At 73.4% G+C, this 26457-nt stretch carries 23 protein-coding genes; 8 read left to right on the top strand and 15 right to left on the bottom strand.

Annotated features, from left to right (window positions below; all coding sequences use genetic code 11):
- Positions 1 to 18: 18 nt before the first annotated feature.
- The 8 genes from ACZ4A5_RS26020 to ACZ4A5_RS25985 are packed head-to-tail and all read right to left on the bottom strand — an operon-like array spanning position 19 to position 9541.
- Complete coding sequence (locus ACZ4A5_RS26020; protein ID WP_467589013.1) at positions 19 to 1167, bottom strand: LLM class flavin-dependent oxidoreductase; 1149 nt, start codon at positions 1165 to 1167, stop codon at positions 19 to 21.
- Complete coding sequence (locus ACZ4A5_RS26015) at positions 1164 to 2405, bottom strand: Gfo/Idh/MocA family protein (RefSeq protein ID WP_467589010.1); 1242 nt, start codon at positions 2403 to 2405, stop codon at positions 1164 to 1166. Before ACZ4A5_RS26015 ends, ACZ4A5_RS26020 begins: the two co-directional genes overlap by 4 nt.
- Complete coding sequence (locus tag ACZ4A5_RS26010; RefSeq protein WP_467589007.1) at positions 2405 to 3178, bottom strand: SDR family NAD(P)-dependent oxidoreductase; 774 nt, start codon at positions 3176 to 3178, stop codon at positions 2405 to 2407. Before ACZ4A5_RS26010 ends, ACZ4A5_RS26015 begins: the two co-directional genes overlap by 1 nt.
- Positions 3175 to 5469, bottom strand: coding sequence for an AMP-binding protein (locus ACZ4A5_RS26005; RefSeq protein ID WP_467589004.1), 2295 nt, complete (start codon positions 5467 to 5469; stop codon positions 3175 to 3177). Before ACZ4A5_RS26005 ends, ACZ4A5_RS26010 begins: the two co-directional genes overlap by 4 nt.
- The gene (locus ACZ4A5_RS26000) at positions 5462 to 6613 is read right to left on the bottom strand and encodes a radical SAM protein (protein ID WP_467589000.1); all 1152 of its coding nucleotides are present in this window, start codon (positions 6611 to 6613) and stop codon (positions 5462 to 5464) included. The genes ACZ4A5_RS26005 and ACZ4A5_RS26000 overlap by 8 nt, the downstream gene beginning before the upstream one ends.
- 39 nt (positions 6614 to 6652) lie before the next feature.
- Complete coding sequence (locus ACZ4A5_RS25995; protein ID WP_467588998.1) at positions 6653 to 7435, bottom strand: PIG-L deacetylase family protein; 783 nt, start codon at positions 7433 to 7435, stop codon at positions 6653 to 6655.
- Positions 7432 to 8370: a glycosyltransferase family 2 protein gene (locus ACZ4A5_RS25990; protein ID WP_467588995.1), complete on the bottom strand. Its 939-nt coding sequence runs from the start codon at positions 8368 to 8370 to the stop codon at positions 7432 to 7434. Before ACZ4A5_RS25990 ends, ACZ4A5_RS25995 begins: the two co-directional genes overlap by 4 nt.
- 4 nt (positions 8371 to 8374) lie before the next feature.
- Positions 8375 to 9541: a DegT/DnrJ/EryC1/StrS family aminotransferase gene (locus ACZ4A5_RS25985; protein WP_467588993.1), complete on the bottom strand. Its 1167-nt coding sequence runs from the start codon at positions 9539 to 9541 to the stop codon at positions 8375 to 8377.
- 710 nt (positions 9542 to 10251) lie between these two features.
- Between ACZ4A5_RS25985 and ACZ4A5_RS25980 the strand changes: the two genes are divergently transcribed.
- From ACZ4A5_RS25980 to ACZ4A5_RS25955, 6 genes are all read left to right on the top strand, one after another.
- Positions 10252 to 11793 (top strand): alkaline phosphatase family protein, encoded by a 1542-nt coding sequence (locus ACZ4A5_RS25980; RefSeq protein ID WP_467588990.1) that lies wholly within the window; start codon positions 10252 to 10254, stop codon positions 11791 to 11793.
- Positions 11794 to 11874: 81 nt separating this feature from the next.
- On the top strand, positions 11875 to 12156 hold the full coding sequence (locus ACZ4A5_RS25975) for a phosphopantetheine-binding protein (RefSeq protein WP_398869334.1): 282 nt from the start codon (positions 11875 to 11877) through the stop codon (positions 12154 to 12156).
- A gap of 58 nt (positions 12157 to 12214) precedes the next feature.
- Entirely contained in the window at positions 12215 to 13627 is a 1413-nt protein-coding gene (locus tag ACZ4A5_RS25970) for an alkaline phosphatase family protein (RefSeq protein WP_467589036.1), read from the top strand.
- Positions 13627 to 15462, top strand: coding sequence for a cobalamin-dependent protein (locus ACZ4A5_RS25965; RefSeq protein ID WP_467588987.1), 1836 nt, complete (start codon positions 13627 to 13629; stop codon positions 15460 to 15462). The genes ACZ4A5_RS25970 and ACZ4A5_RS25965 overlap by 1 nt, the downstream gene beginning before the upstream one ends.
- Positions 15449 to 16528: a DUF4346 domain-containing protein gene (locus ACZ4A5_RS25960; RefSeq protein ID WP_467588982.1), complete on the top strand. Its 1080-nt coding sequence runs from the start codon at positions 15449 to 15451 to the stop codon at positions 16526 to 16528. Before ACZ4A5_RS25965 ends, ACZ4A5_RS25960 begins: the two co-directional genes overlap by 14 nt.
- A gap of 12 nt (positions 16529 to 16540) precedes the next feature.
- Positions 16541 to 16978, top strand: coding sequence for a type II 3-dehydroquinate dehydratase (locus ACZ4A5_RS25955; RefSeq protein ID WP_398869331.1), 438 nt, complete (start codon positions 16541 to 16543; stop codon positions 16976 to 16978).
- Between the two features lie 29 nt (positions 16979 to 17007).
- Here the strand turns inward: ACZ4A5_RS25955 and ACZ4A5_RS25950 are convergent, their stop codons facing one another.
- The gene (locus tag ACZ4A5_RS25950) at positions 17008 to 17508 is read right to left on the bottom strand and encodes a hypothetical protein (RefSeq protein WP_467588979.1); all 501 of its coding nucleotides are present in this window, start codon (positions 17506 to 17508) and stop codon (positions 17008 to 17010) included.
- A gap of 57 nt (positions 17509 to 17565) precedes the next feature.
- Positions 17566 to 18330, bottom strand: coding sequence for a phytanoyl-CoA dioxygenase family protein (locus ACZ4A5_RS25945; protein WP_467588977.1), 765 nt, complete (start codon positions 18328 to 18330; stop codon positions 17566 to 17568).
- A 92-nt stretch (positions 18331 to 18422) separates the two neighbouring features.
- Here ACZ4A5_RS25945 and ACZ4A5_RS25940 point away from each other — a divergent pair, with 92 nt between their 5' ends.
- A complete protein-coding gene (locus ACZ4A5_RS25940) occupies positions 18423 to 19220 on the top strand; it encodes an LLM class F420-dependent oxidoreductase (protein ID WP_467588975.1) in 798 nt (265 codons plus the stop codon).
- Between the two features lie 19 nt (positions 19221 to 19239).
- On the opposite strand, the gene ACZ4A5_RS25935 is transcribed toward ACZ4A5_RS25940, so the two are convergent.
- Positions 19240 to 20064: an LLM class flavin-dependent oxidoreductase gene (locus ACZ4A5_RS25935; RefSeq protein WP_467588972.1), complete on the bottom strand. Its 825-nt coding sequence runs from the start codon at positions 20062 to 20064 to the stop codon at positions 19240 to 19242.
- Positions 20065 to 20270: 206 nt separating this feature from the next.
- Between ACZ4A5_RS25935 and ACZ4A5_RS25930 the strand changes: the two genes are divergently transcribed.
- Positions 20271 to 21653 (top strand): alkaline phosphatase family protein, encoded by a 1383-nt coding sequence (locus ACZ4A5_RS25930; RefSeq protein WP_467588969.1) that lies wholly within the window; start codon positions 20271 to 20273, stop codon positions 21651 to 21653.
- 2 nt (positions 21654 to 21655) lie between these two features.
- Here the strand turns inward: ACZ4A5_RS25930 and ACZ4A5_RS25925 are convergent, their stop codons facing one another.
- From ACZ4A5_RS25925 to ACZ4A5_RS25910, 4 genes are all read right to left on the bottom strand, one after another.
- The gene (locus tag ACZ4A5_RS25925; protein WP_467588966.1) at positions 21656 to 23182 is read right to left on the bottom strand and encodes an aldehyde dehydrogenase family protein; all 1527 of its coding nucleotides are present in this window, start codon (positions 23180 to 23182) and stop codon (positions 21656 to 21658) included.
- Between the two features lie 225 nt (positions 23183 to 23407).
- Entirely contained in the window at positions 23408 to 24595 is a 1188-nt protein-coding gene (locus tag ACZ4A5_RS25920; protein ID WP_467588963.1) for a cytochrome P450, read from the bottom strand.
- Positions 24592 to 26016, bottom strand: a complete 1425-nt coding sequence (locus ACZ4A5_RS25915; RefSeq protein ID WP_467588959.1) for a hypothetical protein — start codon at positions 26014 to 26016, stop codon at positions 24592 to 24594. The genes ACZ4A5_RS25920 and ACZ4A5_RS25915 overlap by 4 nt, the downstream gene beginning before the upstream one ends.
- On the bottom strand, positions 26006 to 26374 hold the full coding sequence (locus ACZ4A5_RS25910; protein ID WP_467588955.1) for a hypothetical protein: 369 nt from the start codon (positions 26372 to 26374) through the stop codon (positions 26006 to 26008). Before ACZ4A5_RS25910 ends, ACZ4A5_RS25915 begins: the two co-directional genes overlap by 11 nt.
- Between the last annotated feature and the right edge of the window lie 83 nt (positions 26375 to 26457).

Here is a 26457-nt window from a genome sequence, read left to right as displayed (position 1 = left end):
CGCCTGTCGGGTACCGCGTCAGTCGATGTAGCCGAGGGCCTGGAGGCGGGCCGCCACCTGCTGCTCGTCGCTCGCGCTGTACGCCGGCTCCTGCGGGCGCGGCGCGTAGGGGGTGAAGGGGCGCAGCGCCGGTGCCACTTCGTGGGCGAAGAGCTCCATGGACTCGACCCGGTGCCCCTCCGCCAGCTCACCGAAGGCGAACTCGCCCAGCAGCGTGTCGAAATGACCCTCCAGGGACGCCGCCCTGATCCGGTCGGCCACGGTCGACGGCGAGCCGACGAAGACCAGGTTGTTCTCCAGCAGGAAGCGGAAGTCGCCGGAGCCCGCCAGGATGTCCGCCGTGCTGAGCCTGCTCGGCGGGGCGTGCTGATCGCGCGAGCGGGACACCGAGCCGTACCGCAGCGTCTTGGTGAACGTCTCGGTCATGTGCGCGGCCGCCCGCTCCTCCGCCTCGGCGTCCGTCCGGGCCACATGGACCAGCGTCCAGTAGCCGATGCGCGGGTCCGTCACATGGCCGTGGCCGCGCCACCAGTCGAGGTAGTGCCGGTAGACCAGCGCCATGGACGCGCGCGGCACGATCATCGTGGAGCTGGTGTGGGCACCGGCCTGGCTGAGATGGCGCAGGGTGTTGCGGTTGGTGGTGGGCACCCACACGGGCGGGTGCGGGCGCTGCACCGGCGGGAAGGACAGGGTGATGTCGCGCAGCCGGTGCGCCGGTCCGTCGAAGTCGAAGGCGCCCTGAGCGGCGGACGCGGTGCGCAGCAGCTCCAGGGCCTCCCGGGTCAGGAGGTGCCGGTTGTCGAAATCGGCGTCGAAGGGCAGGAAGGGATCACGGCTGACCCCCGAGGCCAGCCCCACCTCCAGGCGCCCGCCCAGGAGCTGGTCCAGGGTCGCGACCTCCTCGACCAGGTGCAGCGGGTGGCGCAGCGGCGGCACCCACCCCATCGGCCCGACTCGGATGCGCTCGGTGCGCAGCGCCGCGCCCGTGCAGAAGACCGCGGGCGAGGGCATCCAGCTCTCGTGCGGCGTGCAGTGGTGCTCCACGGAGAAGGCGTAGTCGAAGCCGAGCCGGTCGGCGTCCTCGACCTCGCGCCAGAGCTCTTCGTAGCGCTCGCCCGGCGTGATCCCGGGACGGCCCCAGACATGGGAGAAATAAGCGAATTTCATTGGCTTCCCCGGGTGGGCAGGACACGTGGACAAGTGGAGGTGCCGGGCGCCGCCTCGCTCTCCGGCGGGCGCAGGGGGGAGGGGGGATCGACACCGGCGGCCGAATAGATGTGGTCGATGCAGGAGGCCAGGATGGTCACTTCGGCCATCGAGCCCTCGCCCAGGCCCGACACCGGGCCCTGCCCGTCGGCCGAGCCGCCGAGCCGGCGGGCGAGTTCGTCCACCTGCCGCTTGTATTCGACGCCCACGGGCTCGTCGGGCAGCGCGATGGTCTCCTCCACCCCCTGGCGCAGGACCACCAGGCTCGACTTCCGCAGCCGGTGCGGGCTGAACCCGAAGGTGCCGCGCAGCGTGGCCACTCCCTCGGTGCCCTCCACCGTGATCGTGGTGACGTCCAGCGCCTGGTGGGAGGCCCAGCGCGTCTCCAGGGAGATGCCCACGTCGGTGTCGGTGACGAGGAAGCCGCGGGCGGTGTCCTCCACCGTCTCGCCGGGCCCGGACCGCGCGGTGCCGGAGGAGCGCCGGCTCCAGTCGGCCGTGGCCTCGCCCCGGCTCATCCAGTCCGCGGACATCGTGCTCGCCGCCCGGACCACGCGCGGCCACCCCAGCAGGTGCAGCCCCACGTCCAGCAGGTGCCAGCCCAGATCCAGCAGCGCGCCGCCGCCGGCGAGCCGCCGGTCGACGAACCAGCCGGTGCGCTGCGGGATGCCGGTGGCCCGGATCCAGCTCAGCCCGACGCTGCGCACGGCGCCCAGCGAGGGCAGCAGCTCCGCCAGGCGGCAGACGTCGGTGCGGTGCCGGGCGGCGCTCCAGGCGTAGAGGGTGATGTCCCCGATGCTGCCGCCCCGCGCCTGGTGGTCCAGGGCGAGCGCCTGGGCCTCGAAGAGCGTGCGGCACACCGGCTTCTCGACGAACACCGGCACGTCCCGCTCCAGCAGGGCCTTGGCCACGGGGAGATGGAGGTGGTTGGGCAGGGCGATGATGGCCGCGTCCACGCTTCTCGGAGCGATCTCCTCCGGTCTGCTCAGGATGCGCGTCCGCGTGCCCTCCGGCAGGGCGGACCTGGCGGCCACGGGGTCGTCGTCCACGAGGAAGTCGACCCGGAACGCCGGGTGTTCCGCCAGCAGCGGCAGCCACACCTTGCGCGAGACCCACCCCGCGCCCAGCACGGCCATCCGCAGGGGCTCGCGCGCCGTCTCCGGCGGTGTCACGACGGGTGCCTTCTCCGTGAAAGTCATCAGAAGCGGGCACCGCCGTCGACGACGAGCGTATTGCCGTTGACGTAGGAGGCCGACGGCGACAGCAGGAACGACACCGCCGCGGCGACCTCCTCGGGCTCGCCGAGCCGGCCCGCCCCGATGAACTGGAGGACGAGATCGCGCTCGGCCTCCGAGAAGTCCATCACCTCGGCCCGGATCGCCCCGGGCGCGACGACGTTGACGGTGATGCCGTGCTTGCCGACCTCGCCCGCCACCGAGGCCGCCCACGGCTGGAGCGCCCCCTTGGTGGCGGCGTACGCGCTGTGGCCGGGCAGCCCGCTGGTCCCGGCCCGGGAGCCGAAGAGCACGATCCGCCCGTACTTGGCGCGCATCATCGGCTTCAGGCACGCCTTGGCGAGGTTGACCGAACCGGCCAGGTTCACCCGCAGCAGCTTCTCCAGGCTCCGGGCGTCCGTGGCCATCGCCAGCCTGCGGGTGCGCAGACCCGCGGCCGCCACACAGCCGTCCAGCCGTCCGAACCGCTCGACGGCCGCGGCCACCAGCGCGTCGGCGCCCGCGGGTTCGCTCAGGTCCGCCGCGACGGGTACGAGCGTGCCGCCCTGGCCCTCCACCTGCTCCCGCAGCTTGCGGATCGCCTGCTCCCCGCTGTGGTAACCCGCGACGACGGTGGCGCCGAGCGCGGCGAGCTCCAGCGCGCACGCGCCGCCTATCTGCCCGGACGCGCCCGAGACCACGACCACGCGGCCGCTCTGTCCCAGGCGCTCCGTGGCCCGGTCGGTGACGCTGCTCATGAACCGGCCTCCTTGGCGATGATCAGATGACAGGGGGACGCGTCCAGCGGCACGTGCCGTGCGACCTCCGCCCCCTCTTGCAGCAGTCCGGCGATCAGATCGCCGGTGGTCGGCCACGCGGTCCCGCCGTGCGTGAGCCAGTCCAGGGCCAGTTCGCTCCCCGGCCCGGACGGCGGCAGGAAGACGTCGTCGACCAGCAGCCGCCCGCCCGGCCGCAGGGAGCCGAGCAGGGCGCCGAGAGCGCTGCCGGGCCCCGGGCCGTGCACGGCGTTGGCGACCACGCAGAAGTCGGCGTCACCGGCGGGCAGTCGCGGGCCGACGGTCACCCTGCCCTCCTCGACGGCCGCGGCGACGGCCGGGGAGAGCGGCCCGCTGAGCCGGCCGACGGTGACCAGATGGCCGGTCGCCGCGGGGTCCAAGGTGAGCAGGCGCTCCAGATAGCGGCCCGGACCCGCGGTCACCTCCACCGTCCGCGCTCCCGGGCCCGGCCGCAGGAGCCGCAGGCCGAGCGCGGCCCTGGCCCGTGCGCCGGGGCCGTCCATCGCGCCCTGGTACAGCGGCACGAGCGGATCGAGGCTCTCCGGCGGACTCTCGTCGAAGGGGCGCCGAGCCGTCCCGCGCCGGGCGACGGCGGCGAGCTCCTCGCGGGTGACCAGCCCCCGGGAGAGGTGCTCCTCCAGTGCCACGAACGCGGCCAGCTCCCCGGCCCGGACCCGTGCCCCGGGCGCCTCCGCCCCGGCGGTCAGCACCCCCAGAGCGGCGGCCGTGCGCAGCAGCCACTCCAGGGCATCGGCGTCACACCCCAGCTCCCCGGCGAGGAGCGCCGTGTCGGCGCCCCGGGCGAGCGGCTCCAGCGCGCCCAAGTCGTGCAGGGCGAAGAGCACTTCGGAGGTCTTGTACGCGCGGGCGGCCTCGACCGCGCCCCGGGTGAGGCGGTAGACGGACGCCGCCCGCACCTTGCCGGCGGCGTTGACCGGCAGGCTCTCCCGCAGGACGAACTCGTCGGGCACCTTGTGCGGGGCCAGCTCCCGGCGGGCGTGCTCGCGCAGCGCCTCGGGGGTCAGGCCGGGCGCCGCCGCCGAGACCTCCGCGACGATCCCGTCCTCGCCCTGGTGCCGCCCCCGCCGGGCGCCGACCCGCACGTTCACCACGTCCGGGTGCGCGCGCAGCACCTCCTCGATCTCCAGCGGGGAGACCCAGCGCCCGCCCCGGCGGATCGCCCGGTCCTCACGCCCCAGGATGCGCAGGCCCCCGGGCACGGCCACGGCGAGGTCGCCCATGGCGTACGGCTCTCCGTCCACCCGCACGCTCAGCAGCCCCGGGGTGCCGGGGGGCGGCACCGTGCCGTCCCGGGCGGTCAGTTCGCACTCCACGCCGGGCAGGGGGGCTCCGGCGCACAGGGGCTCCAGGCCCGCCGGTCCGGCGAGCACGGCGCCCGTCTCCGTGGATCCGTAGTTCCGGGCGAGGCCGGTCCCGAACGCCTCGGTGAACGCGCGGTCCAGCTGTTCGTCCACCGGTCCCGCGCCCACCATGGCCAGCCGGAGGGCGGGGGCGGCGGGTGCCCCCGTCGGCCGTCCGGCCGTGGCTCCCCGCAGCCGGCGGGTCGCCAGCAGCCGGGCCACACTGGGCACCAGGGCCACCACCGTCGCGCCACCGGACAGCTCTTCGGCGATCCGGCCCAGGGCGGCCGGCGGTACGGGGCGCAGCGCGGCCCCCGTCAGCAGGCCGCCGAACAGCCAGCCCAGCGCGTAGGCGTGGGACAGCGGCACCGGCAGCAGCAGGGTGTCCTCTCCCGTGAGGCCGATGCCGTCGCGGTAGCGGCGGCCCTCCGCGAGCAGGCTCTCCTCGCTGCGGACGACGAGCTTGCTCGCGCCGGTGGACCCCGAGGTCGGGAGCAGGACGGCGGACCCGCCGCCGGAGTGCTCCCCGGGCGGGCCGGTCAGTGTCGGTCGGAGCTCGCCGGTCCCGGGGACGACCAGGGATCTGCCGCCCCCGGCCGCGCGCAGCAGCCGGGCTGTCTCGGTGTCCGGTGTGTCGGGTTCGAGCAGCAGGGGCCTGGCGCCGGATGCCAGCAGCGCGAGGAAGGCGACGACCCACTGTGGGCTGTTGGGCGCGCGCAGGGCCACGGCCTCGCCCTCCACCGCCTCGGCCTTGAGCGCCGCGGCGGCCGTACGCACCTGCTCCAGCAGGGCGTTGGCGTCGGTCCCCGGCAGCGGCGTCCGGCCGGCCGGCAGCCGCTCCACCGCGCCCAGGAGGGTGTCCGCCTCGTGACCGCCTGTCGGCTCAGTCATGGCCGCCCTGGAGGTAGTCCGCCTTCGCGTCGCTGAGCATCTGCCGGATGCGGGGCGGGGAGTAGGTGGGGGCGGCGCACAGCTCGTCGAGGGTGATCTCGTCCTCGAAGTACATCGAGAGCGTGTCCCAGGGGGTGAAGCAGCCGTGGCACGCCTTGAGCCGGGGCTTGGGGGCGAGCAGGGCCCTGTAGAGGCCGCTGGTGCCGACCGTGTCCAGCATCTCGCTCCAGTCCTCCTCCAGGGCGTTGCCCATGTCGGAGAACCAGATGTTGGGGCAGGGGGTGACGACGCCGTCGCTGAAGCTGGAGACGACCAGCCGCGGCAGGTGGCAGCGGAAGGTGCGGCGCCCCTCGCGGTAGAAGCTGGTCAGCCGGTCGAAATAGGGCCGCGGCGGGAGGACCCGCGCGAACTCGTCGTAGCGGTCGATGAGTTCCTGGATATGGCCGAACTGCTCCGGCCGCACCTTGAAGTCCTCCGAGTCCGGGCCCCGCACCGGGAAGGGGAAGAACACGGGAGGCCGGGAGAACCCCGACAGCCACTCGGCGAACGCGCAGACCTCGGTGACGCTCCGGTCGTTGAGCACCGTGTAGATCTCCACCGGCAGCCCCGAGTCCAGGATCCGGGCGATGGCGGCGACGACCTTCCCGTGCAGGCTCTCCGACGGCACCCGGTGGCTGTTGCCGTGGTGGAGGTGGCTGTCGAGGGAGACCTGGAGCACGACGTTGCCCCACGAGCGGAACCGCTCCAGGTGCTCCTCGCGCACCAGGACGCCGTTGGTCTGGATGACCAGCACGTCGTATTTACGGGCCTCCTGCTCCAGGAAATCCATGATCCCCCGGACGAGGAAGATCTCGCCCCCGGTCACCTTCAGCAGCGGCAGGCCGAAGCGGTCCCGGATCCGGTCGGCGACCTTGTCCATGCGCTGCCCGAGTCCGCTGTCCTTGGCGTAGCTGTCGCGCCGCGGGGGCTCGAAGATCAGCTGGAGGGAGTGCCCCTCCTTGAGGTTGCTCTGTCCGGTGAGGCAGTAGGTGCAGCTGAGGTTGCAGGAGTCCTCGTTGATGACCAGGTCGTTGCCGATCAGCGGCAGGCGCCGCCTGGTGCCCGCCTCGGGGGCGGCCGTCGGAGGGTGGGTGTGACGGGACATGAGTGGCCTCTCTGGTGGTGGGGCTGCGCGCGGCGTGGGTCACGGCCCCCTTTCCACGAGTGCGGGCCGGGCCTCGCCCCGGTCGTCCCGGCCGACGGGCACCCAGTGGCGGTCGGCGTGGACCGGCCCGCCGGCCCCGCCGTGCGCGCGGGCGCGGGCGAGCAGGGCCTCGCGCAGGGCGGCGACCCCGCCGAAGTGGGCGCTCGCCTGGCTGGTGTAGCGACCGGCGGCGGCCAGCCAGCGGTCCACCGCCGTGGACGGCAGCCGCTCCGTGCGCGGCCGCAGGTTCGCGTGATCACGCTCGCGCAGCCGGTAGGGGAAGTCCTCGTAGAAGACGGTGCGGGCGGGGGCCAGCGCCTCCACCGCGCCGCGGACCAGGCGGTGGTCGACGTGCCGGCCCGCCGCCAGGGGGGCGTGGACGCTCGCCGCTCCCGCGCACAGTGGCCGCAGAGCCGCCCGGACCTCGTCCAGCAGGGGCAGGTCGGCCGGGTGCCACGGGCCGAACAGCCGGCGCGGGGAAGCGTAGCGATAGGTGCCCGAGGCCGTACGCAGTGCCGCGTCCGTGAAGTCCAGCGGCACGTGGCGCACGCCCAGTTCGGCGCACGCCGCCCGGTCCTCGGCCTGGCGCACCGCGGGATCGGCGGCGGCGCGCCACGACCCGGGCGCCCCGGCCGCGGGCCCGGCGAAGACCGTGACGACGGTCGGCCGCAGGCCCTCGGCGACCCAGCGCGCCAGCCGCCCGCCCACGGACCACACAGCGTCGTCCGCGTGCGGGGAGAGCACCACGGGCCCGTACGGCGCGGTGGCCGGTATGCCGCTCACCGGGCGGCGTCCCGTGCCGGTGCGGCCTCTTCGGCCTGGACGGCGCGCACATACGCCTCGGGCGTGCCCTCCGGCCCGAGCAGGGCCTCCAGGGCGCGCACCGAGGGGTGCGGATGGGTGGTGGAGAAGTGCGTCAGGTTGCGGTGGTGCTGCTCCCAGCGGCCGGGGCGGGCGTGGCTGAGGTGCACGCCGAGGGCGCCGGGGGCGAGGGTCCTGCGCAGCCCGGCGGCGTGCAGGCGGAATCCGAACTCCAGGTCCTCGCACCCCCAGGTGCGCCCGAACTCCTCGTCGAATCCGCCGGCGCGCTCCCATACGGCCCGGTCGAGGGCGGTGTTCGCGCCGATGAAGCCGAGCCAGGGCGCGACGTCCGGCAGGGAGCCGCCGGCCATGGCCTCCACGGCCCGCTCCAGGGCGTTGGCGACGAGCCGCCGGTGCGGCGGGCGCCGCTCCGGGGCGGCCGGGGAGGCGGGTTCGAGGCCGGCGCGGGCGCGCCGGACCTCGGCGGGAGCGGCCCCCTCGACCGTGGCGAGGAACCGCGCGGCGGTGGGAAGTTCGCGCAGCCGGCCGTGGGTGAAGGCGCCCGGGTCCGCGGCGTCGGCGTGTGCCGCGAGGAATCCGGGGCCCACCAGGACGTCGTCGTCGAGGAAGACCAGCCGGGGCGCGAGGGCCGCGGCGGCCCCGGCGTTCCGGGCGGCGGCCCGCCCCCGCAGCGGACCCCGCACGACACGCAGCGGGAGCAGCTCGCCCATTTCGCGTGCGGCCGCCGGTAGTTGATCGCCCCCGTCGTTGTCGTCGACGAGGACGACCTCGAAGGACGGCGTCCCCGGGCCGGATCCGGCCAGGCACGCGAGGGTCGCGCGCAGGCGTGCCGCGGGCCCCCGGCTGGGGACGACGACGCTCAGCCGGGGCGCGGTGCTGCCGTGGGGGGCCCGCATCGGGTCAGAGCGCGCCGACGAGGCCGGAGAAGATCTCCGCCAGCCGGTCCAGCGTCGGTGTGTCGGCGAGCAGTACGCGATGGTGCAGCCAGAGGCAGTCGCTGCCGATCTCCTCCGCCACGGGACAGTTCTTGGCCAGCTCCTCGGGGTCCGCGGACGCCGGGCCGCGTGCGAAGCCCTCGGTGCGGTAGACCGGCGGGAAGCCGACGAACGCGGGCACCCCCCGCTCGACCAGCGCGTCGACCAGGGCGAGGCGGCGCGCGGCGGAGATGCCGGGCAGCCGGACCATGGCCATGTAGTGGGAATGGAGATCGCCGCGCTCGTCACGCCCCTGCGGCACCACGCCGTCGATGGAGGCCAGCGCCGCGCGCAGCCGCGCCCAGCGCTCCTCACGGATGCGCAATTGCCCCTTCAGGCGGGTCAGTTGAGCGCGCAGGACGCTCGCGGAGAACTCGTTCATGCGGTAGTTGGAGCCCTGCGTCAGATGGCGGTAGACGCGGTCCCCGGGCGGGCGTCCGCAGCAGTGCTGGAGGAACGCCTCGCGGTGGGAGTCGTCGTCGGGCAGCAGCAGGGCGCCGCCCTCGCCCGCGGTCATCAGCTTGCCGTTCTGGAAGCTGAAGGCGGCGAGCGAGCCGAGCTCCCCGACCCGGCGGCCCTGCCACTGCGCGCCGTGGGCGTGCGCCGCGTCCTGGAGGACCGGCACGCCCGCGGTGAGGGAGAGCTTCTCCAGGGCGTCCATGTCGGCGAACTGGCCCGCCATGTGGACCGGCATGATCGCCTTGGTGCGCGGGGTGATCAGCGCCGCGGCGGCGTCGACGTCGAGGCAGTAGGTGTCGGGCCGCACGTCCGCCGGCACCGGCACCGCGCCCACGCGCTGCACTGCCAGCGACGACGAGATGAAGGTGAACGCGGGGACGATGACCTCGTCGCCCGGGCCGATCCCCATGACCCCCAGGGCGAGTTCCAGGGCGTGGGTGCCGTTCGTCGTCGCGATCGCGTGCGGGGCGCCGTGATAGTCGGCGAATTCCCGCTCGAAGAGGCCGACCTCCTGCCCCGCGTCGCGCCACCACCCCTTCTGGTCCAGGGCCCGGAGAAGACCGGCGCGCTCCTCCGCGCCGTGCTGCGGCCATGAGGGAAAGGACAGGACGTCATCACCGGACGTTGGTGTCATTGAGCAGCCTTTCGGTCCTGCGGGTGCGGCATGGGCGACTTCGGGCGCTGTACGGCAGACGGATGGGTGTCGAGTCCGTGGTGACTTCGGATGTCTTCGGGGGCCGTTGCGCACGGCTCGTTTCCATTGTGTTCACCCTGCGCCGAGGCGGTGTGTGACCCGACGGGAATCACCGTTCCTCGGGGGCGAGGAGGAAATCCGGCCCGCGGCGTGCGGGTGGCCGGAGCGGGCATGTGATCCGGCCCCCGGTCGTGGGCCGGATCACATGCCAAGCACGAGCCTCCATAGGGCAGTTGCCGGAGTCAACACCCTTGCCGGGAAGCGCTGCCCCGGCCCCCGGTGGGCGGTGGATTCTCGTCAGCAGGGTGGTTGAGCTGTGAAATTACCTTTTACCGAAGTGAATTGGGCCAGTTCACGGATGCCTCGGCGGTGCCCTCGGCCCGGGTCTCCCGCGTCGAAGTGGCTCAAACCGCATGCCTGGAGGGAGTGCGCGGCGTCGCGTATGGTGGGCCGGGCAGCGTCCTGGTATGTGCTCTGTGCATGGTTCATTGAGCCGAATCCGACTCCGGACCTCGGATCCGGGCGCCCTACGGCCACCGTTGTGCGGTCTGTGGACGCACCGGTGAGGGGCTGTTACAGTCCTCGGATCATCGATGAGCGGCAGTTTCTGCCTGCAATCATGATGAGTTTTCAGAGCTGGAGGCAATTCCGTGCCACCCTCTCCCCGCGCCCTCGTCATCGGAATCGACGGAGGCACTTTCGATACGATCGACCCGCTGATCGAGTGCGGTCTGCTGCCCCATATGGCGAAGCTGCTGCGCGAGAGCGCCAGCGCCGCCACGGACTGCACCTGGCCCGCTCACACGGCGCCGGGGTGGAGCACGTTCGTGTCCGCCAGCGACCCCGGCGGCCACGGGATCTATCAGTTCTACGACACCCAGGACCCCGCCTACGGGGCCCGTGTCACGCGCTCCGGCGATCTGGGCAGGTCCAGCGCCTGGGACTGGCTGGCCGCGCAGGAATACTCGCTGGGCCTCGTCAACATCCCCATGTCGCACCCGCCGGCCGACCTCCCCGGCTACCAGGTCACCTGGCCGCTGGAGCGCACCCTCAAGCACTGCCGCCCGGATTCCCTGCTGCGCGAACTGGCCGCCGCCAAGGCCCACTTCCAGTCGGACCTCGCGACCATGTTCCGGGGCGACATGGCCTATCTGGAGGAAGCCGAGCGCAATGTGGCCGCGCGGGTCCGCTCCGTACGGCACCTGATGACCACCCGGCCCACCGACCTCGTGATGGTCGTGCTCACCGAGGCCGACCGGGTCGGCCACCACTACTGGCACTTCGGCGACCCCTCTCACCCCGGCCACCGGGCGGCACCGGAAGGCAGCGGCTGGGACGCCGCCATGCCCCGGATCTACCAGGCCATCGACCAGGCGGTCGGCGAACTCCTGGAGCTGGTGGACGAGGACACCTCCGTCGTGCTCGTCTCCGACCACGGCCTGGGCCCCGGACGGCACGGCCTCGCGGTGCACACGCTCCTGGAGGAGGCCGGACTGCTGGCCACCGGGCCGGGGGAGGAGCCGCAGGACGCGGCGGCGAGCTGGTTCGCGGGCGGCGGGCGCCACGTCGACTTCCGCCGCACCAGCGTCTACATGCCCGTCCCCGGCAGCTACGGCCTCAATGTCAACGTGCGGGGCCGCCAGCGGCGCGGCACCGTCGCCCCCCGCGACCGCGCCCGGGTCATGGACGAGGTCGCGGGCCTGCTCTCCGGACTGACCGGCCCCGAGGGGGAGCGGGTCTTCCGGGCCGTCCGCCCGCGCGAAGAGGCGTACCCCGGGCCGCACACGGGCCGGGCGCCCGACCTCCTCCTCGTCCCGCGGGACGAGACCGTGCTCCCCGTCCCCGACCTCGGCGGCGAGGTGTGGCGGCCGAGCGCGCAGACCGGCCTGCACCGCTACCGCGGCATGTGGGCGCACCGCTCGCCCCGCGTCCGTCCCGGCCGGCTGCCCGGCACCGTCGCGCTCACCGACACCTTGCCCACCCTGCTCACCGACCTCGGGGCCGCGTGGCCGAAGGACATCCACGGCCGCCCCGTGACCGCCGTCCTCGAGGACGGCGTACGCCTCCCGCCCGCCGATCCCCGGGTCGAGGCCACCGGCGCCCCGGCCGCCACGAGCCCCGCCGCGCTCGCGCCCACCGGCGGCGAGGACGCCTACACCAGTGACCGCCTGCGCGAAATGGGCTATCTGTAACCACCGCCGGGCCGTACCGGCGCTTGTCCCCACCGGAGTCCCGCCGTCCGCGGCGGTGTGGAGGAGAGAGGTTTGTCTGCCATGGAGACCCTGACCACCGACAAGATCAAGGACCGGCTGCGCAAGGTGCTCGTCGACTCCCTCGAACTGTCCCTGGAACCCTCGGCCGTGCCCGACGAGGGGCTCGTGGAGAAGCTCGGGCTGGACTCGATCAACACCATCGAATTCCTCATCTGGGTCGAGAGCGAATTCGGCATAGAGATCGCCGACGAGGACCTGTCGATCAAGCTCATCGACAGCCTCGACCTCCTCGCCGGCTATGTGTCCGAGCGCATGAGCGGCGTCACCGCGCCCGCCGAATGACGACCGCGCGCACGCTCGCCCCCGCCCCGGCTCCCCGCAGCGGAAGGACGTGAGCACGATGGACCGGCACGCCCTGGTGATCGGGCTCGACGGCATGCCGAGGACCCTGCTGACCCGCCTGGCCGGCGACGGGACCATGCCGCACACCGCGGCGCTGCTCGCCGAGGGCCACTGCGCGGAACTGCTGGCACCCGTACCGGAGATCAGCTCCACCTCCTGGGCCACCTTCCTCACCGGCACCAACCCGGGCCGGCACGGCATCTACGGCTTCACCGACCTCACCCCGGGCGAGGGCTACCGCATCCGCTTCCCCGGCGTCGGGCAGCTGCGCGAACCCCCGCTGTGGGAACTCGCCTCCCGCGCCGGCCGCAGGACCCTGTGCCTGAACGTGCCGGGCACCTACCCCGCCCCCGCCATCGACGGCGTGCTGGTCTCCGGCTTCGTCGCCCCTGAACTGGAGCGCGCCGTCAGCCCGCCACGGCTGCTGCCCCTGCTGCGCGGCCTCGACTACGAACTCGACGTCGAGGTCGGCGACGTCGCCGCCGACCCGGCGGCCTTCCTCGGGCGCGCCGTCCGGGCCCTGCGCGCCCGCACCCGGGCGATGGAACGCCTCCTGCGGCAGGAGGCGTGGGACCTCGCCGTCGCCGTGCTCACCGAGACCGACCGCGTCCACCACTTCCTGTGGCGCGCCGTCGCCGACCCCGCCGACCCCCTGCACGAGGACGTCCTCGGCTTCTACCGCCTCGTGGACGACTGCGTGGCCACCCTGGTGCGCACCCTCCCGCCGGACGGCGAACTCTTCCTGATGAGCGACCACGGCTTCGGCCCCGCGGCCTGTCAGGTCTATCTCAACGCGTGGCTCAGGGAGTCCGGCTGGCTGGCCGGGCTCGACGTGTGTCCGGACCTCACCGCGGTCGACGCGCGCAGCACCGCCTTCGCGCTCGACCCCGCCCGCGTCTACCTCAACCGCAAGAGCCGCTTCCCCGGCGGCGGCCTGACCGACGCGGAGGCGGACGAGGCCGCCCACGAGATCGCGCGGGAGCTGGCCGCCCTGCGCTGCGACGGCACCCGGCTCGGCCCCGACGTCGACGGACCGCTCCTCGTCCGCGACCTCTACCGCGCCCCGGAGGTCTACCACGGCCCGCTCCTGGGCAACGCCCCCGACCTGGTGGCCGTGCCCGCCCCCGGCGTGCAGCTGCGCGGCGGCTGGGGCGGCACGGCCACCGTGCGCGACGACATCCTCACCGGCACGCACACCCGCGACGACGCGGTCTTCTACCGCCGCGGCGCGCCCGCGCCCGCCCCCGGGACGGCCGGCGGCCCGCTCGACATGACCGACGTGGCCCCGACCGTCCTCGCCTCCCTGGGCATCCACCCCGGCGGGCTCGACGGCGCGGCCGTGCTCGGCACGACGGGACCCGAGTCCGCCCGCGGCCGTACGGATCCCCATCCCGACATCAGGGAGTTCTGATGAAGCACGACCTCGGTCTGGCACCATCGGCACCCAAACCGGGCACACTCGACCTGGCCCTGGACCCGCGCATCACCGATCCCGCGTCCTTCCGGGTCAGTTTCCTGATCCTCCTCGACGGCGACCTCGTGATGTCCCCCGAACACCTCGGCGTCGCCTATATGGCCAGCGTGCTGCGCCACACCGGCTTCACCGCGGAGATCCGGGAGGTGGAGCACGGCGACGACGCGGCGGCCGCCACCGTCGAGGCGCTCAAGGAATTCCGGCCCGACCTCGTCTGCTTCACCCTGATGAGCCTGAACCTGGGCAGCTGCCTGACCCTGTGCCGGCTGCTGCGGGAGGAGCTGCCGGGGACGACGATCGCCTGCGGCGGCCCCGCCGGCACCTTCGCGGGCCTGGACGTCCTGCGGAACAACCCCTGGACCGACGTCGTCGCCGTCGGGGAGGGCGAGCCCACCATCCTCGACCTCGTCCAACGTCTCTACCTCAAGGAGCCGTTGTCCGCCTGCAAGGGCATCTGCTACCGCGACGAGGACGGCACCCCGCGCCAGAACCCCGCCCGCCCCCTGATCCACAACCTGGAGGACCTCCCCTTCCCCGCCCGGGACCAGCTCAGCCAGCACGGCGACAAGCTGGAGTACGTCCGGGTGAGCACCAGCCGGGGCTGCGTCGCCAACTGCGCCTTCTGCTCCGCCCCGCACCTGAAGAACCGCGTCCAGGCGGGCAAGGCGTGGCGCGGCCGCGGACCGGAACAGATCGTGGACGAGGTCGCCGAGATCGTCGCGCGCCACCAGTTCCGGACCTTCGACTTCGTCGACTCCACCTTCGAGGACCCCGACGGGGGCCGGGTGGGCAAGAAACGGGTCGCGGCCATCGCGAACGGAATCCTGGAGCGCGGTCTCGACATCTATTACAACGTCTGCATGCGGGCCGAGAACTGGCATGACACCCCCGAGGACCACGCCCTGCTCGACCTGCTGGTCGCCTCGGGCCTGGAGAAGGTCAACGTCGGCATCGAAGCTGGCACCGCCGAGGAACTGCTGCTCTGGGAGAAACGCGCCACCGTCGAGGACAACGTCACCATCATCAGGATGCTGCGGGAACACGGCATCTATCTCGCCATGGGATTCATCCCCTTCCACCCGTATGCGACCCTGGAGACGATCGTCACCAACGCGGCCTTCCTGCGCGACAATTCCGGGCACAATCTCCGGCGCATGACCGAGCGCCTGGAGATCTACCCCGGAACCGCCATCGTGAGCCGCATGCGCGCCGACGGACTCCTGGGCGAGAGCTATCTCGAAGGACTCGACCCGTACGGCTACGCATTCAAGGACCCGCGCGTCGGACGGCTCGCCAAGCATTTCGCCCAGCTGTACAACAACGACGACTACCACCGGCACGGCGTCATCACCGAGCAGTCCTCCGTCTTCGCCTTCGAGACCTACAACGTCGTGCTCCAGACCTTCATCTCCCGGCTGCACCGCCGGTTCACCTCCCTGCCGGGGGTGGACGAGGTGATGGAGAACTTCAAGGCCCGGGTGCACGAGATCCGCCAGGAGATGGGGCAGCACAATTACGCCTTCTTCATGTCCAATGTCGAGGCCGTCATGAACGACTCCCTCGACCCGGAGAAGCAGGGCCGGCAGGTGGTGGACGTCGAGCACTTCTTCCGCGACCGCCTCGACCTGCTCCGCGGCGAACAGCTGCGCGTCGGCAAGGCCCTCACCCGGCTCGGCGCCCGGGTGACGGAGGTCAGCTCGACCATCCCCAAGGAACGCCCCGGCGGACTGCCGCGCCAGTACACGGGAGAGGGCAGCGGTGCCACGTGGTGAGACGGAAGCCGCCACGGCGACGGTGGCGGTCTGCACGCTGAGCAGCAGGGAACTGGCCGGTCCCCTGGCCCGGTTGCCCGGCGTGGCCGTCGCCGGCACGCTGATGACCGCCAACCTGGGCATCGAGCAGGTGATCAAGGCCCTGCGGCACGACCGTACGGTCCGCGGCCTGCTCGTGTGCGGCCGCGACTCGCCCCGCTTCCTCGCCGGCCAGAGCCTGATCGCCCTCTTCCAGCACGGCCTCCGCCCCGAGGACGGGCACATCCGGGGAGCCATGGGCTATCTTCCGGTCCTGAGATCGGTGACGGAGCGGGAGATCGACGAGGTACGCGCCCGCGTCGAGCTGGTCGACGCCCGCGGCGTGCGCGACGAGGGGGCACTGCGCGCCGAGGTCGCGGCGCTCCTCGCACGGGTACGGCGCGCACCGGCCCGTCTGCCCCGCGACCACGACACGGATCAACCACGCTTCAGCGGGCCCGGGTTCGGACGTCTGCACCCGGTGGGCCGCCGCAGCTCCCTGGACGCGGGCATCGGCGGATTCGTGCTGATCAGCCTCGACCGCGAGCACCGGCGGATCCTGCTGCGGCACTACACCTCCGAGGTGATGCCCTGCCATGAGATGTGGGGCACCCGCGGGGAGTCGATGCTGCTCGGGCTGCTGGAGGCCGGGGTCATCGAGGACCCCGCCCACGCCGGATACCTCGGCGCCGAACTGGCCAAGGCCGAGACGGCGTTGCGGCTCGGCCTGCACTACGAACAGGACCTGCCCCTGCGCCCGCCGGGCCGAGCGCCCGGCCGCCTGCGGCGCCGGACCCCGAAGGAGCGAACGACCATGGAACGAGCGCCCGCGCTGGAGGACTTCCTGCGTCTGGTGACGAGGACGCTGGGGGCCGAGGACGCCGTCCTGGACCCCCACACGCCGCTCGGTGAACAGCTGGCGGTGGACTCCGCCCGGCTCATCGAACTCACCGTCGTCCTGGAGGAGGAGCTCGGCGCCGACCTCCCCGACGACGCCGACCTGGCCAGAGCCACCCCCGCGGAACTCCACAAGGCGCTCGTGGGCTGAGAGGAGACCGGCATGCGCAGCGTGTTGTTGCTCAACGGACCCAACCTGGGGACCCTCGGCAAACGGCAGCCGGAGATCTACGGCACCGAGACCCTGGCCGAGATCGAGGCCGCCGTCGCCGAGGAGGTGGGGGCGCGCGGCTGGCGGCTGGTCTCCGAACAGCGCAACGGCGAGGGAGAACTGGTCGATGTGCTCCAGAGCCACCACGACGTGGTGGGAGCCGTGGTCAACCCGGGAGCCCTGATGATCGCCGGCTGGTCACTGCGCGACGCGCTCGCCGACTTCGCCCCGCCCTGGGTGGAGGTGCACCTGAGCAACGTGTGGGGTCGCGAGGCGTTCCGGCACACCTCCGTCACCGCCCCGCTGGCCTCCGGCGTCGTGATGGGGATGGGAGCGCTCGGCTACCGCCTGGCCGCCCGCGCCCTCACCCGGCTGGTCCCCGAGAGCTGACGGTGCCCCGGACCGGCGCGCACGCACGCTCAGGCGGGCCACACCCGCAGCTCCTCCTTGATCACTTGGGCGCCGGCCCGGTCGCACGCCCCGGGCAGCGGACAGGCCGCCGGGAGGATCCGTACGGTGAAAGGCCCCTCGGTCAGACCGCGCCAGGCCGGGACCACGGCTCGGTGGCGGTCCACCGCCGCCGACACCAGGACGGTGACGGGGCAGGGCAGTTGGCCGAAGTCTTCCTCCGCCTCCCCGCCCGGTCCGCGGCCGTCGAGCCACAGCAGCACATGGGCCGGCGGGCGTGCCGCCCGCCCGGCGGCCCGCAGCGCCGCGCCCAGCCCGGCACCGGCGCAGAACAGCGCCCACGGCCCGCCGTCCCCGACTGCCTCCGCGATCGCGTCGAGGCCGTGGTCCGCGACCAGTTCGGGGGCGAGCGCCTCCCGCCAGCCCTCCGCGTCCGCCCTGTCCGTCACGGTGACCAGCCGGACCACCGGCACCACCACGCCCCCGGCGCTACTCTCAGCCGTTCGCGACATTCCCGCGTCCTCTCTCCCGCACCGCCCCGACCGCGTCCTCTCTCCCGCCCGGCGCCGCTACGGCAGGCCGTCGGTCATCCCGAGGGAGAAGTAGTTCTCGTACCCCAGCAGACGGCGCAGCTCGGGCGTCGCGCGGGTGGCGACGTCCTCCCGCAGGCCCGAGAAGAAGTTCTGCTGCTGCCGGACATAGCCGCGGCAGTAGTAGTTGAGGATGCCGTGCCGTGGCCGGTCGGTGGAGTTGGCGCCCGTCTGGTGCCACAGGCGCCCGTCGAAGACCATCACGCTCCCGGCCGGCGCGCACACGGCGACCGACTCGGTGTTCCCCTCGCCCCGGTCGTAGTCCGGCTGCCGGCCCAGCAGATGGGAGCCGGGCACCAGGCGGGTCGCGCCGTTGTCCTCGGTGAAGTCGTCCAGCATCCACATGCTGTTGGCCACCAGCGGATACGGGGGCCACGGCGGCCGGGCGAAGGTCTGATCGGCGTGCAGATGCATCCGCGAGCCGCCGGGACCCGCGATATTGGCATGCGTGCTGGAGAGCAGGAAGCCGAAGCCCAGGATCTCCTCCATCAGACGCATGACGGTGGGGTCCTGCACGTTCTGCTCGAATTCCTCGCCCTTGTTCAGCAGGCTGAAGACGCGTTGGTTGCCGCCGTCGTAGAGAAAAGCCGAACCGTTCTCACGCTCCTGCTCGGCGACCTCCAGCAGCCGCCCTCTGAGCTTTTCGAAGACCGCGGCCGGCAACGGGCACTCGATCAGGCAGTATCCGGATTCGACCAGATCCCGGGAGGCTTTCTCGACGTCATTCGTCAAAGTCGCATCCATATGGCGAGGCTAGCAGCCGAAATCTCGCCCGCACCATAGCGCGAAAAACGCCGGTCCATGATTTTTTCACGTGCGGGAAGGACGGATTCTCCATGGCACACACATCGCCGCCGCCGGACGGTCCCCTCCGCGTCGGGGTCTGGCTGGCCCCCCAGCACACCTCGGTGGCCGGACTGCGGGCCGCCTGGCGGGCGGCCGACTCCCTGGGCGTCGACTCGCTGTGGCTGTGGGACCACTTCTTCCCGCTCACCGGGGACCCCGACGGCAGCCACTTCGAGGCGTGGACCCTGCTGGCGGCCATGGCCGCCGACACCCGCACCGCCCGGCTGGGCACCCTGGTCTCCAACTACGCCTACCGCAACCCTGACCTCCTGGCGGACATGGCCCGCACGGTCGACCACCTCAGCGACGGCCGGCTGATCCTCGGCATGGGCGCCGGGTGGGTCGAACGCGACCTGAAGGAGTACGGATACCCGGCCCCCGGCGCGGGGGAGCGGGTGACGGGGCTCATCGAGGCCGTCGAGCGCGTCGACCGCAGACTCGGCCGGCTGCGCCCCGGCCCGCTCGGCGAGCTCCCCCTGCTCATCGGCGGCGACGGACAGCGGCGCCTGCTGCGTTTCGCCGCCGAACGCGCCGCCGTCTGGAACACCATGGCCTGGCGCTTCGCCGAGGGCAACCGCGTGCTGGACCAGTGGTGCGCGCGGGTCGGCCGCGACCCGGCGGAGATCGAACGCAGCGCCTTCGTCACCCGCGACCAGACCGACGAGGAGCTGCGCCGCCTGGTGGCGATGGGTGTCCAGCACCTGATCTTCCAGGTCGGGCACCCCTTCCGCCTCGACGGGGTGGAGCGGGCCCTGCGGTTCGCCGGCGGCCGGCGCGCCGGCCGCTGAACGGGCGGCCGCGCCGCCCCTAGAGCAACGCGTCCGCCAGCCGGTCCACCTGGGACAGCGCCGCCGCCGTGGGGTGCAGGACGACCTCGTCCACCCCGCCGTCGGCGAGCGCCGAGACCGCCTCGCGCAGCTGCCCGGCGGTGCGCGGGGTCTTCGCCACGAACTCCTCCGCTTCCTCGCCCAGCACCGCGAAGTAGTCCCTGACGAAGGCCGCCGACTCCTGTGCCACGTCCTCGCCCAGGGTGTAGCGCGCCAGCGCCACCACGCGCGGCGCCCCCGCGCGCCCCGCCTCGCTCCAGGCGCGGCGCACCCGCTCGGCGACCGGCACGATCTTCCCCGGCTCCAGTCCGGGCGCCGTCCAGCCGTCGGCCCAGCGCACCACCCGGCGTACCGCCGCGGCGCTGACCCCGCCGACCAGGACCGGCACGCCGGGCCCGTCCGCGCCCGGCCCGGCGCCCCGGCCCAGCAGCTCCAACTGCTCCTCGAACGCCGCGCGCCGGTCGCCGAAGACGCGGCCCGCGGCCTCGAAGTCGTCCTCGCGCACGCCGGGCCCGACCCCCAGCGTGAACCGCCCGCCCGACAGCGAGTCCAGACTCGTGACCGCCTTCGCCAGCACCGGCGCGGTGCGCAGCGGGCCGATCAGGACATTGGTGAGCAGCCCGATCCGGGAGGTCGCCCCGGCCGCCGCCGCCAGCGCCAGCAGCGGGTCGAGGCCCGGATACACCAGGCGCTCGGTGGCCGCGAGCGAGGCGAATCCCCGCTCCTCCGCCCGCCGTGCCCAATCGGTTATCAGATGTCCGTCCGCGCCGGGCACGGTGTTCGGCAGAGCGATGCTGATCTTCATTGGTCTCCCCGGGGGTTCGCAGGTTTTCCGGTCGAATGTGACAGGGGATTCCGGCGGGCTCGCCGGGATTGCGGCGGGAGTTCACCACCGGCCCGGCGCGCGGAAATGCGGCGGCATTTCCACGGCCCCCTGTCGGACCGCCGGACCGCCGTGTACGTTTTCCGGCAAGCAATGTCGCACGGTGCGCACAGCGAGAGGAATCCGCGATGCCCGCTGCCGGAAAAGTTGCCGTGATAGGACTCGACTCCGCGACCCCGCAGTACATGTTCGACCGGTTCGCCGAGGACATGCCGGTGTTCACCGCCCTCCGGCGGAAATCCCTGTGGGGTCCGATGCGCAGCATCGACCCGCCCATCACCATGCCCGCCTGGTCCTGCATGATGTCCGGCCGCTCGCCCGGCGAACTGGGCGTCTACGGATTCCGCGACCGCGGCGCCTATGACTACGGACCGCTGAGGTTCGCCACCTCCCACAGCATCCGGGCCCCCCGCATCTGGGACGAGATGACGGCCGCCGGGCGCACCAGCGTGGTCCTGGGCGTCCCCGGCACCTACCCTCCCGCCCCCATCCAGGGCGCCATGGTCTCCTGCTTCCTGGCCCCCTCCACGCAGTCGCGCTACACCTCCCCGCCCGGCCTCGCCGACGAGCTGCACAAGCTCACCGGCGGCTACGCCCTGGACGTGGAGGACTTCCGCTCCACCGACCTGGAACGCGTCTCGCAGGGCGTCTTCGACATGAGCGAGCAGCGCTTCGAGGTCGCGCGCCACCTGGCGACCACCCAGGAGTGGGACTTCCTCTCCTTCGTGGACATGGGCCCCGACCGCCTCCACCACGGCTTCTGGAAATACTGCGACCCGGACCACCCGCGCCACGAGCCGGGCAACGCCTACACCGGCCTCTTCCGCGACTACTACCGCGCCCTCGACCGGCACCTCGGCCGCTTCCTGGAGAGCCTCCCCGAGAACACGGCAGTCCTCGTCGTCTCCGACCACGGCGCCCAGCCCATGGTGGGCGGGCTCTTCGTCAACGAATGGCTGCGCAAGGAGGGTTACCTCGTCCTGACCGAGGAACCCGCCGGCCCCACGCCCGTCGCCCAGGCCGCCGTCGACTGGAAGCGGACCACAGCCTGGGCCGAAGGCGGCTACTACGGACGGATCTTCCTCAACGTCGAGGGCCGCGAGCCGCAGGGCACCATCCCGGCCGCGGAGTACGAGACCACCCGCGACCTCATCGCCTCCGCCCTGGAAGCGCTGCCCGACGACCAGGGGCAGCCGATGGGCACCCGCGCCCTGCGCCCCGCCGAGCTCTACGGAGAGGTCAACGGCATCGCCCCCGACCTCCTGGTCTACGTCGGCAACCTGCGCTGGCGGGCCCTGGCCACCCTCGGCATGGGCAAGGGCCTCTACACGACGGAGAACGACACCGGCCCCGACCACGCCAACCACGGGGACACCGGCATCTTCGCCCTCAGCGCCCCCGGCGTCACCCCCGGCCGCGCGGACGGCCTGTCGCTCTACGACGTGGCCCCCACCCTGCGGGAGCTGCTGGGTCTCGCGCCGCGGGGCTCCCGCGGCTCCGTCCTCGGCTGACATCACCCGCCCAGCAGCGCGTAGGGAGTGGGCGGCGCCGACACCCCGCCCGCTCCCGCCGCGCCGCCGTGCACCATATGCCTCCGGCGGTACGCGTCCAGCTCGTTGGTCAGCCGGTCCCAGACGGCGGAGCGGGACCCGGCGGCGCCGGGCAGCTCCAGATCGACCAGCCGGTAGTCGTTGATCCACACCCGGTCCGCGCGCAGCCGTTCGGCCACCGCGCGGGCCCGTACGGGATCGCGGGACCACACCCCGGCGCTGAGCCGGTAGCGGGAGCCGTTGGCGATGCGCACCGCGTCCTCGTCGGACTCCGCCCGGACGACCGCGAGCACCGGACCGAAGATCTCCTCCTGCGCGACCGCGTCGTCCGGGCCGACCGACGCCAGCACCGTGGGCAGGAAATACGCCCCGGCGTCCAGCCCGCGCGGCAGTTCGTCCGCCGTCGGGGCCCTGCCCCCGCACACCAGCTCCGCGCCCTGGGAGAGGCCGAGCTCGGTGAAGCGCCTGGCCGTACGCGCCTGGTTGCGCGAGACCAGCGGCCCCAGGTCGGTGGCCGGATCCAGCGGATCGCCGACGCGCAGCCGGCCCACCCGTTCGGCCAGCAGCCGCAGGAACTCGTCATGAACACCGGCGTGCACCACCGCTCGCGTACCGGCCATGCACACCTGCCCGTTGTGCAGGAACGCGCCCCAGGCGACACCGGTGACGGCCCGGTCCAGATCGGCGTCCGCGAGTACGATGTTGGGGGACTTGCCGCCCAGGTCCAGCCGGGCGCTCGTCCCCGCCGAGGCGGCACCCTCCCGTACGGCGGCGCCGGTCTCGTCGGAGCCGGTGAACGCCACGAGGTCGACACCGGGCGAGCGCACCAGTTGCTCCCCGGTGACACCGCCCGGCCCCGTGACCACGTTGACCACGCCCGGCGGCAGGCCGCACTCGTGGAGCAGCGCGACCAGCCGCAGCGTGGAGAGCGAGGCGAAGGAGGCCGGTTTGAGCACGCAGGTGTTGCCCGCGGCGATGGCGGGGGCGATGCGCCAGGCCGCCAGCAGCAGCGGCAGGTTCCACGGCACGATCGCGGCGACGACCCCGACCGGCCGCCACACGACGTAGGAGCCGGAACCGGGTGCCTCCGGCTGCCGCTCGGGCAGCTGCTCCGCCCACCACGCGCTCCACTCGAAGGCGGCCGCGGCCCCCGGCACATCGGCCCCGAGGGCCTTGCGCAGGGTCGAGCCGTTGTCGCGGGCCTCCAACTCGGCCAGAGGGGCACCCTCTTCGCGCAGCCTCCGTGCCACCTCGCGCAGCAGGCCCGCCCGTTCGCCCGGGGAGAGCCGCGGCCACGGGCCCTCGTCGAAGGCCCGCCGCGCGGCGGTCACCGCCCGGCGCACGTCCTCCGGGCCGCCGCTGGGGAGGTCGGCCAGATGGCGCCGCGTGGCCGGCTCGAAGGTGCGCAGCACGGCACCGTCGTGGGCCTGCACGGCCTGCCCGTCGATGTACATCGGGAACCGCTCGACCGCTGTGTCCGTCCGGTCCATCGTCTTCACCGTCTCCTTCTGCTGACCCGTGGGGATGCGCCGGCCGGGCCCGGCCGGCAGCGGCGGGCTTTCGGGGCTGAACCGGAGGACGTGGTCCGGGCCGTACCGCGACGTCAGGGCCTGGAGTCGCGCGTGGTTCTCCGGCGTACAGGCGCTGCGGGTCGTCTCCCTGGACGTGTTGCGCCCCGCGGGGAAGCGCGCCGCGCCTGCCTCGGGGGCTCCGGCTCAGCGGCGCGGCCCGGGGACCACCGGCAGTGACCGGATGCCCAGGGGCAGCAGTTCGGAGCTGTGCTCGACCTCGTCGGGCCGCACGGCCAGGGCGATGTGGGGGAAGGCGGCCAGCAGGCGGCCGATGCCGACGGTCAGTTCGGTCACGGCCAGTCCCGTCGCGGGGCAGGCGTGCGCTCCCGCGCCGAAGGCGATGCCGCGGTCGGCGACCCGGTCGATGTCGAGCACCTCGGGGTCGGTGAAGACCGCGGGGTCGCGGGAGGCCGCCGAGACCAGCGGCAGCACCGCGTCACCGGCGGCGATCCGCCGGCCGGAGAGCACCACGTCCTCGGTGGCGACCCGCAGCAGGCCGTCGTTGCTGGAAGGGTAGTAGCGCAGCAACTCCTGGACGGCCGACGGCAGTACGGCCGGGTCGTCGCGCAGGCGTGCCGCGAGGCCGGGGGAGGAGAGCACGCCGAAGAGGTGCCGGGCCAGCAGGTCGCGGATGGTGATGAAGCCCGAGATGATCAGGCCGTGGAGCAGCAGGCGCCGGTCGTCGTCGGTGAGCTCGGCCGCGCTCAGCAGCGTGTCGGTGACGCTGTCGCCCGGCTCGGCCCTGTGGGCGGCGAGCAGGTCGTCCAGCACCTGCCCGAGCCTGCCGCGGGCCTCCTTCAGCGCCTGCTCGGTGGCGCCGCGGGGGAGCAGCAGCAGTTCGACATCGGAGGTGACGTCCTGCCACCGCTCCCCGGGCAGCCCGAGGAACTCGCAGGTGACGCGGCCCGCGAAGGGCGCGGTGTACGCCTGGACGAGGTCGGCCGTTCCGGCACCGGCGGGGAGCCGGTCCAGGACCGCCTCCGCCGCCGCCTCGACGCGAGGGGCGAAGCGCGCCGTGCGCGCGGCGCCGAACGCGGCCACGACCGGACCGCGCAGCCGCCCGTGCTCCGGCGGGTCGAGGTCCACGATGCCCGAACCCTGGGACCGGCCGAACCCCGCTCCCGGCAGCGTGGCGGCCCGGTGGCGGCTGAAGCCGCCGCCGCCCAGCACCGTGCGCACGTCCTCGTGCCGGGTCACCAGCCAGATGCGTGAGCCGTCCGCCAGGCGCACCTCGGAGACCGGGTCCTCGGCGAGCAGCCGCGCGTACTCGGCCGGCACGGTGCCCTCGGGGCCGGGCGGAAAGGGGAAGGCGGGCGGGGCGGTGGCGGTCATGCGCCCCGGCCCCTCTCACCGGCCGGGGCGCCGGCGCGCGGCCGGCCTGACCAGGTGAAGTCCTTCGCCAGGACGCGGTTGTCCAACTGGTGCTCCACGACGATGTTGCCGCAGCCGTAGTCGTCGGCGATCACCTCGACGTCCTCCGCGGACACCAGGTGGCCGGGGTCGGCCAGCAGGCTCGCCACGCCCTTGGCCGGGGCCAGGACCTCCAGGGCGAAGCCGCGCGCCACGTGCTGGCGGTGGGTGTGCGCCGCCGCGATCAGGAAGGTGTCGTCGGGGTCGCAGATCAGATGCCACAGCGCGCGGGCCTGGAGGAAGCGGCGAGGGCGGTCGGTGTAGCGCCGGGAGGAGACCAGGACCGGCCCGTCCGCGCCCCTGCGGGTGCCGAGGGCGACCAGGCCGCGGTCCATATAGGGAACCTGCTCGGTGCGGTAGCCCATCAGGGGGGCCGGGTCGAAGGGCGCGGTGTCGTCGATCCCGGCCCACGCGCGCACCCGGTGCGCCACCTCGTAGCCGAGGTCCCAGGGGTTGTCGAGCCGCCCCGGAGCGAAGAACCGCTCGCTCAGGTCGGCGCAGTCCTTGCGCAGTTCCACCAGCGCTGCGGGAAGCGGGGCGTCCTGCGGCGCGGTACCCATCAGGGTGCTGACGCGCGCGATCCACTGGAGCTGGTCGGCTATCCGCTCCGGCCGCACCCCGTTGAAGAAGTCGCCGGCGAGCGGTTCCGGCAACTGCTCGGCGGCCTTGAGGATGTCGGCCTCGTACGGCTCCGCCTCCGCGTAGGGGTCCAGGCCCAGCCGGGCCGCGATGCGGCAGAAGGCCGCCTCGTCCTCGTCGGTGGCGCGGACGGCGGCCCACTCCTCCTGGAGCGGGGTGCCGGTGATGCCCTGGGCCGTGAGGCGTTCGGTCACCGCGTCGACGAAGGAGGCCAGTGTGGCGGTGAACGCGGCGCTCTCCACACAGGAGTTGCCGCGGCTCGCGAAGCGGTCGCCCGGGCGCGCGTCGGGGCCCATGTCGGGCATCCACACGATCCGGGTCTCCCGGCCCTCGGGCACGAAGAGCATGTCCGGCCAGCGGAAGCCGTCGCACGCGGCGCGCAGGATGTGGCGGCGCGAGCGCATCCACCAGGAGCCGCGGTCGTCGCCCACGCCGTAGCGGTAGGTGAACCGCAGCTGGGATATCTGGGTGCCGGGCCGCGCGTCGGCCACGAGGGACCACCAGTTGAAGGCGATCCACTCGGCGAGGGGATAGAGCGAGCCGGTCGTGTGCTCCCGGAAGGTCCCCCGTCCGGGCTCCTGGACGAGTGTGACGGTCTCGGCGCCCACGGCGATCCGCAGCCGGGCCCAGGTCGCCCGCAGCTCGCCCTCCCCGCCGGCCGGGGCGTCGAGCCAATTCCACTGCAATTGGAACTCAGGAAGCATGGTCCGCCAGCCCTTCCGGCCATTCGCTCGGGTGGAGTTCGTATCCGGTGTATTCGCCCGGCGAACGGCCCGTCAGCCGGAATTCCACGACGGAGTCACCGGACCGCTGCCAGACATAGCGCGGAAAGCCGTCCTGCCAGGGGCCGCCGAGGAATCCGGTGCGGATCCCCGAGCGGAGGGTGCCCAGCGGGGCGGCCGCCAGGGAATCGGGGAAGGGGAGCAGATCGGCCGGGGCCGGGCCGTATTCCTGGCGGACGAATGCGACCCGCCCGCAGATCTCTTCCCGTTCGCCGCGGCCGGGCGGCGGCGTGATCGTGCGGCGCGGTTCGCGCCGGCGCCTGGGCGCTCGTAGGACCATGGTGTCCGCCTTTCGGGGAACGTGCCGGTGAGCCGAGCCGGCGGGGCCCGGACGCGCGGTCGGTCCGGGCCCCGCCCAGGGTG

This window comes from Streptomyces sp. NPDC025618, assembly GCF_055558795.1.
Note: the sequence above shows the minus strand (reverse complement) of the source record. Positions and strands in the feature narration are given on the sequence as shown.

Bases quoted from the DNA above. Each gene is read 5' to 3' on its own strand.
- ACZ4A5_RS25940 (WP_467588975.1), top strand. From the start codon at position 18,423: ATGGCACACACATCGCCGCCGCCGGACGGTCCCCTCCGCGTCGGGGTC.
- ACZ4A5_RS25935 (WP_467588972.1), bottom strand. From the start codon at position 20,064: ATGAAGATCAGCATCGCTCTGCCGAACACCGTGCCCGGCGCGGACGGA.
- ACZ4A5_RS26010 (WP_467589007.1), bottom strand. From the start codon at position 3,178: ATGAGCAGCGTCACCGACCGGGCCACGGAGCGCCTGGGACAGAGCGGC.
- ACZ4A5_RS26000 (WP_467589000.1), bottom strand. From the start codon at position 6,613: ATGTCCCGTCACACCCACCCTCCGACGGCCGCCCCCGAGGCGGGCACC.
- ACZ4A5_RS25965 (WP_467588987.1), top strand. From the start codon at position 13,627: ATGAAGCACGACCTCGGTCTGGCACCATCGGCACCCAAACCGGGCACA.
- ACZ4A5_RS25975 (WP_398869334.1), top strand. From the start codon at position 11,875: ATGGAGACCCTGACCACCGACAAGATCAAGGACCGGCTGCGCAAGGTG.
- ACZ4A5_RS25910 (WP_467588955.1), bottom strand. From the start codon at position 26,374: ATGGTCCTACGAGCGCCCAGGCGCCGGCGCGAACCGCGCCGCACGATC.
- ACZ4A5_RS25955 (WP_398869331.1), top strand. From the start codon at position 16,541: ATGCGCAGCGTGTTGTTGCTCAACGGACCCAACCTGGGGACCCTCGGC.
- ACZ4A5_RS25990 (WP_467588995.1), bottom strand. From the start codon at position 8,370: ATGCGGGCCCCCCACGGCAGCACCGCGCCCCGGCTGAGCGTCGTCGTC.
- ACZ4A5_RS26005 (WP_467589004.1), bottom strand. From the start codon at position 5,469: ATGACTGAGCCGACAGGCGGTCACGAGGCGGACACCCTCCTGGGCGCG.
- ACZ4A5_RS25950 (WP_467588979.1), bottom strand. From the start codon at position 17,508: ATGTCGCGAACGGCTGAGAGTAGCGCCGGGGGCGTGGTGGTGCCGGTG.
- ACZ4A5_RS25920 (WP_467588963.1), bottom strand. From the start codon at position 24,595: ATGACCGCCACCGCCCCGCCCGCCTTCCCCTTTCCGCCCGGCCCCGAG.
- ACZ4A5_RS25925 (WP_467588966.1), bottom strand. From the start codon at position 23,182: ATGGACCGGACGGACACAGCGGTCGAGCGGTTCCCGATGTACATCGAC.
- ACZ4A5_RS25915 (WP_467588959.1), bottom strand. From the start codon at position 26,016: ATGCTTCCTGAGTTCCAATTGCAGTGGAATTGGCTCGACGCCCCGGCC.
- ACZ4A5_RS26020 (WP_467589013.1), bottom strand. From the start codon at position 1,167: ATGAAATTCGCTTATTTCTCCCATGTCTGGGGCCGTCCCGGGATCACG.
- ACZ4A5_RS25930 (WP_467588969.1), top strand. From the start codon at position 20,271: ATGCCCGCTGCCGGAAAAGTTGCCGTGATAGGACTCGACTCCGCGACC.
- ACZ4A5_RS25945 (WP_467588977.1), bottom strand. From the start codon at position 18,330: ATGGATGCGACTTTGACGAATGACGTCGAGAAAGCCTCCCGGGATCTG.
- ACZ4A5_RS26015 (WP_467589010.1), bottom strand. From the start codon at position 2,405: ATGACTTTCACGGAGAAGGCACCCGTCGTGACACCGCCGGAGACGGCG.
- ACZ4A5_RS25970 (WP_467589036.1), top strand. From the start codon at position 12,215: ATGGACCGGCACGCCCTGGTGATCGGGCTCGACGGCATGCCGAGGACC.
- ACZ4A5_RS25985 (WP_467588993.1), bottom strand. From the start codon at position 9,541: ATGACACCAACGTCCGGTGATGACGTCCTGTCCTTTCCCTCATGGCCG.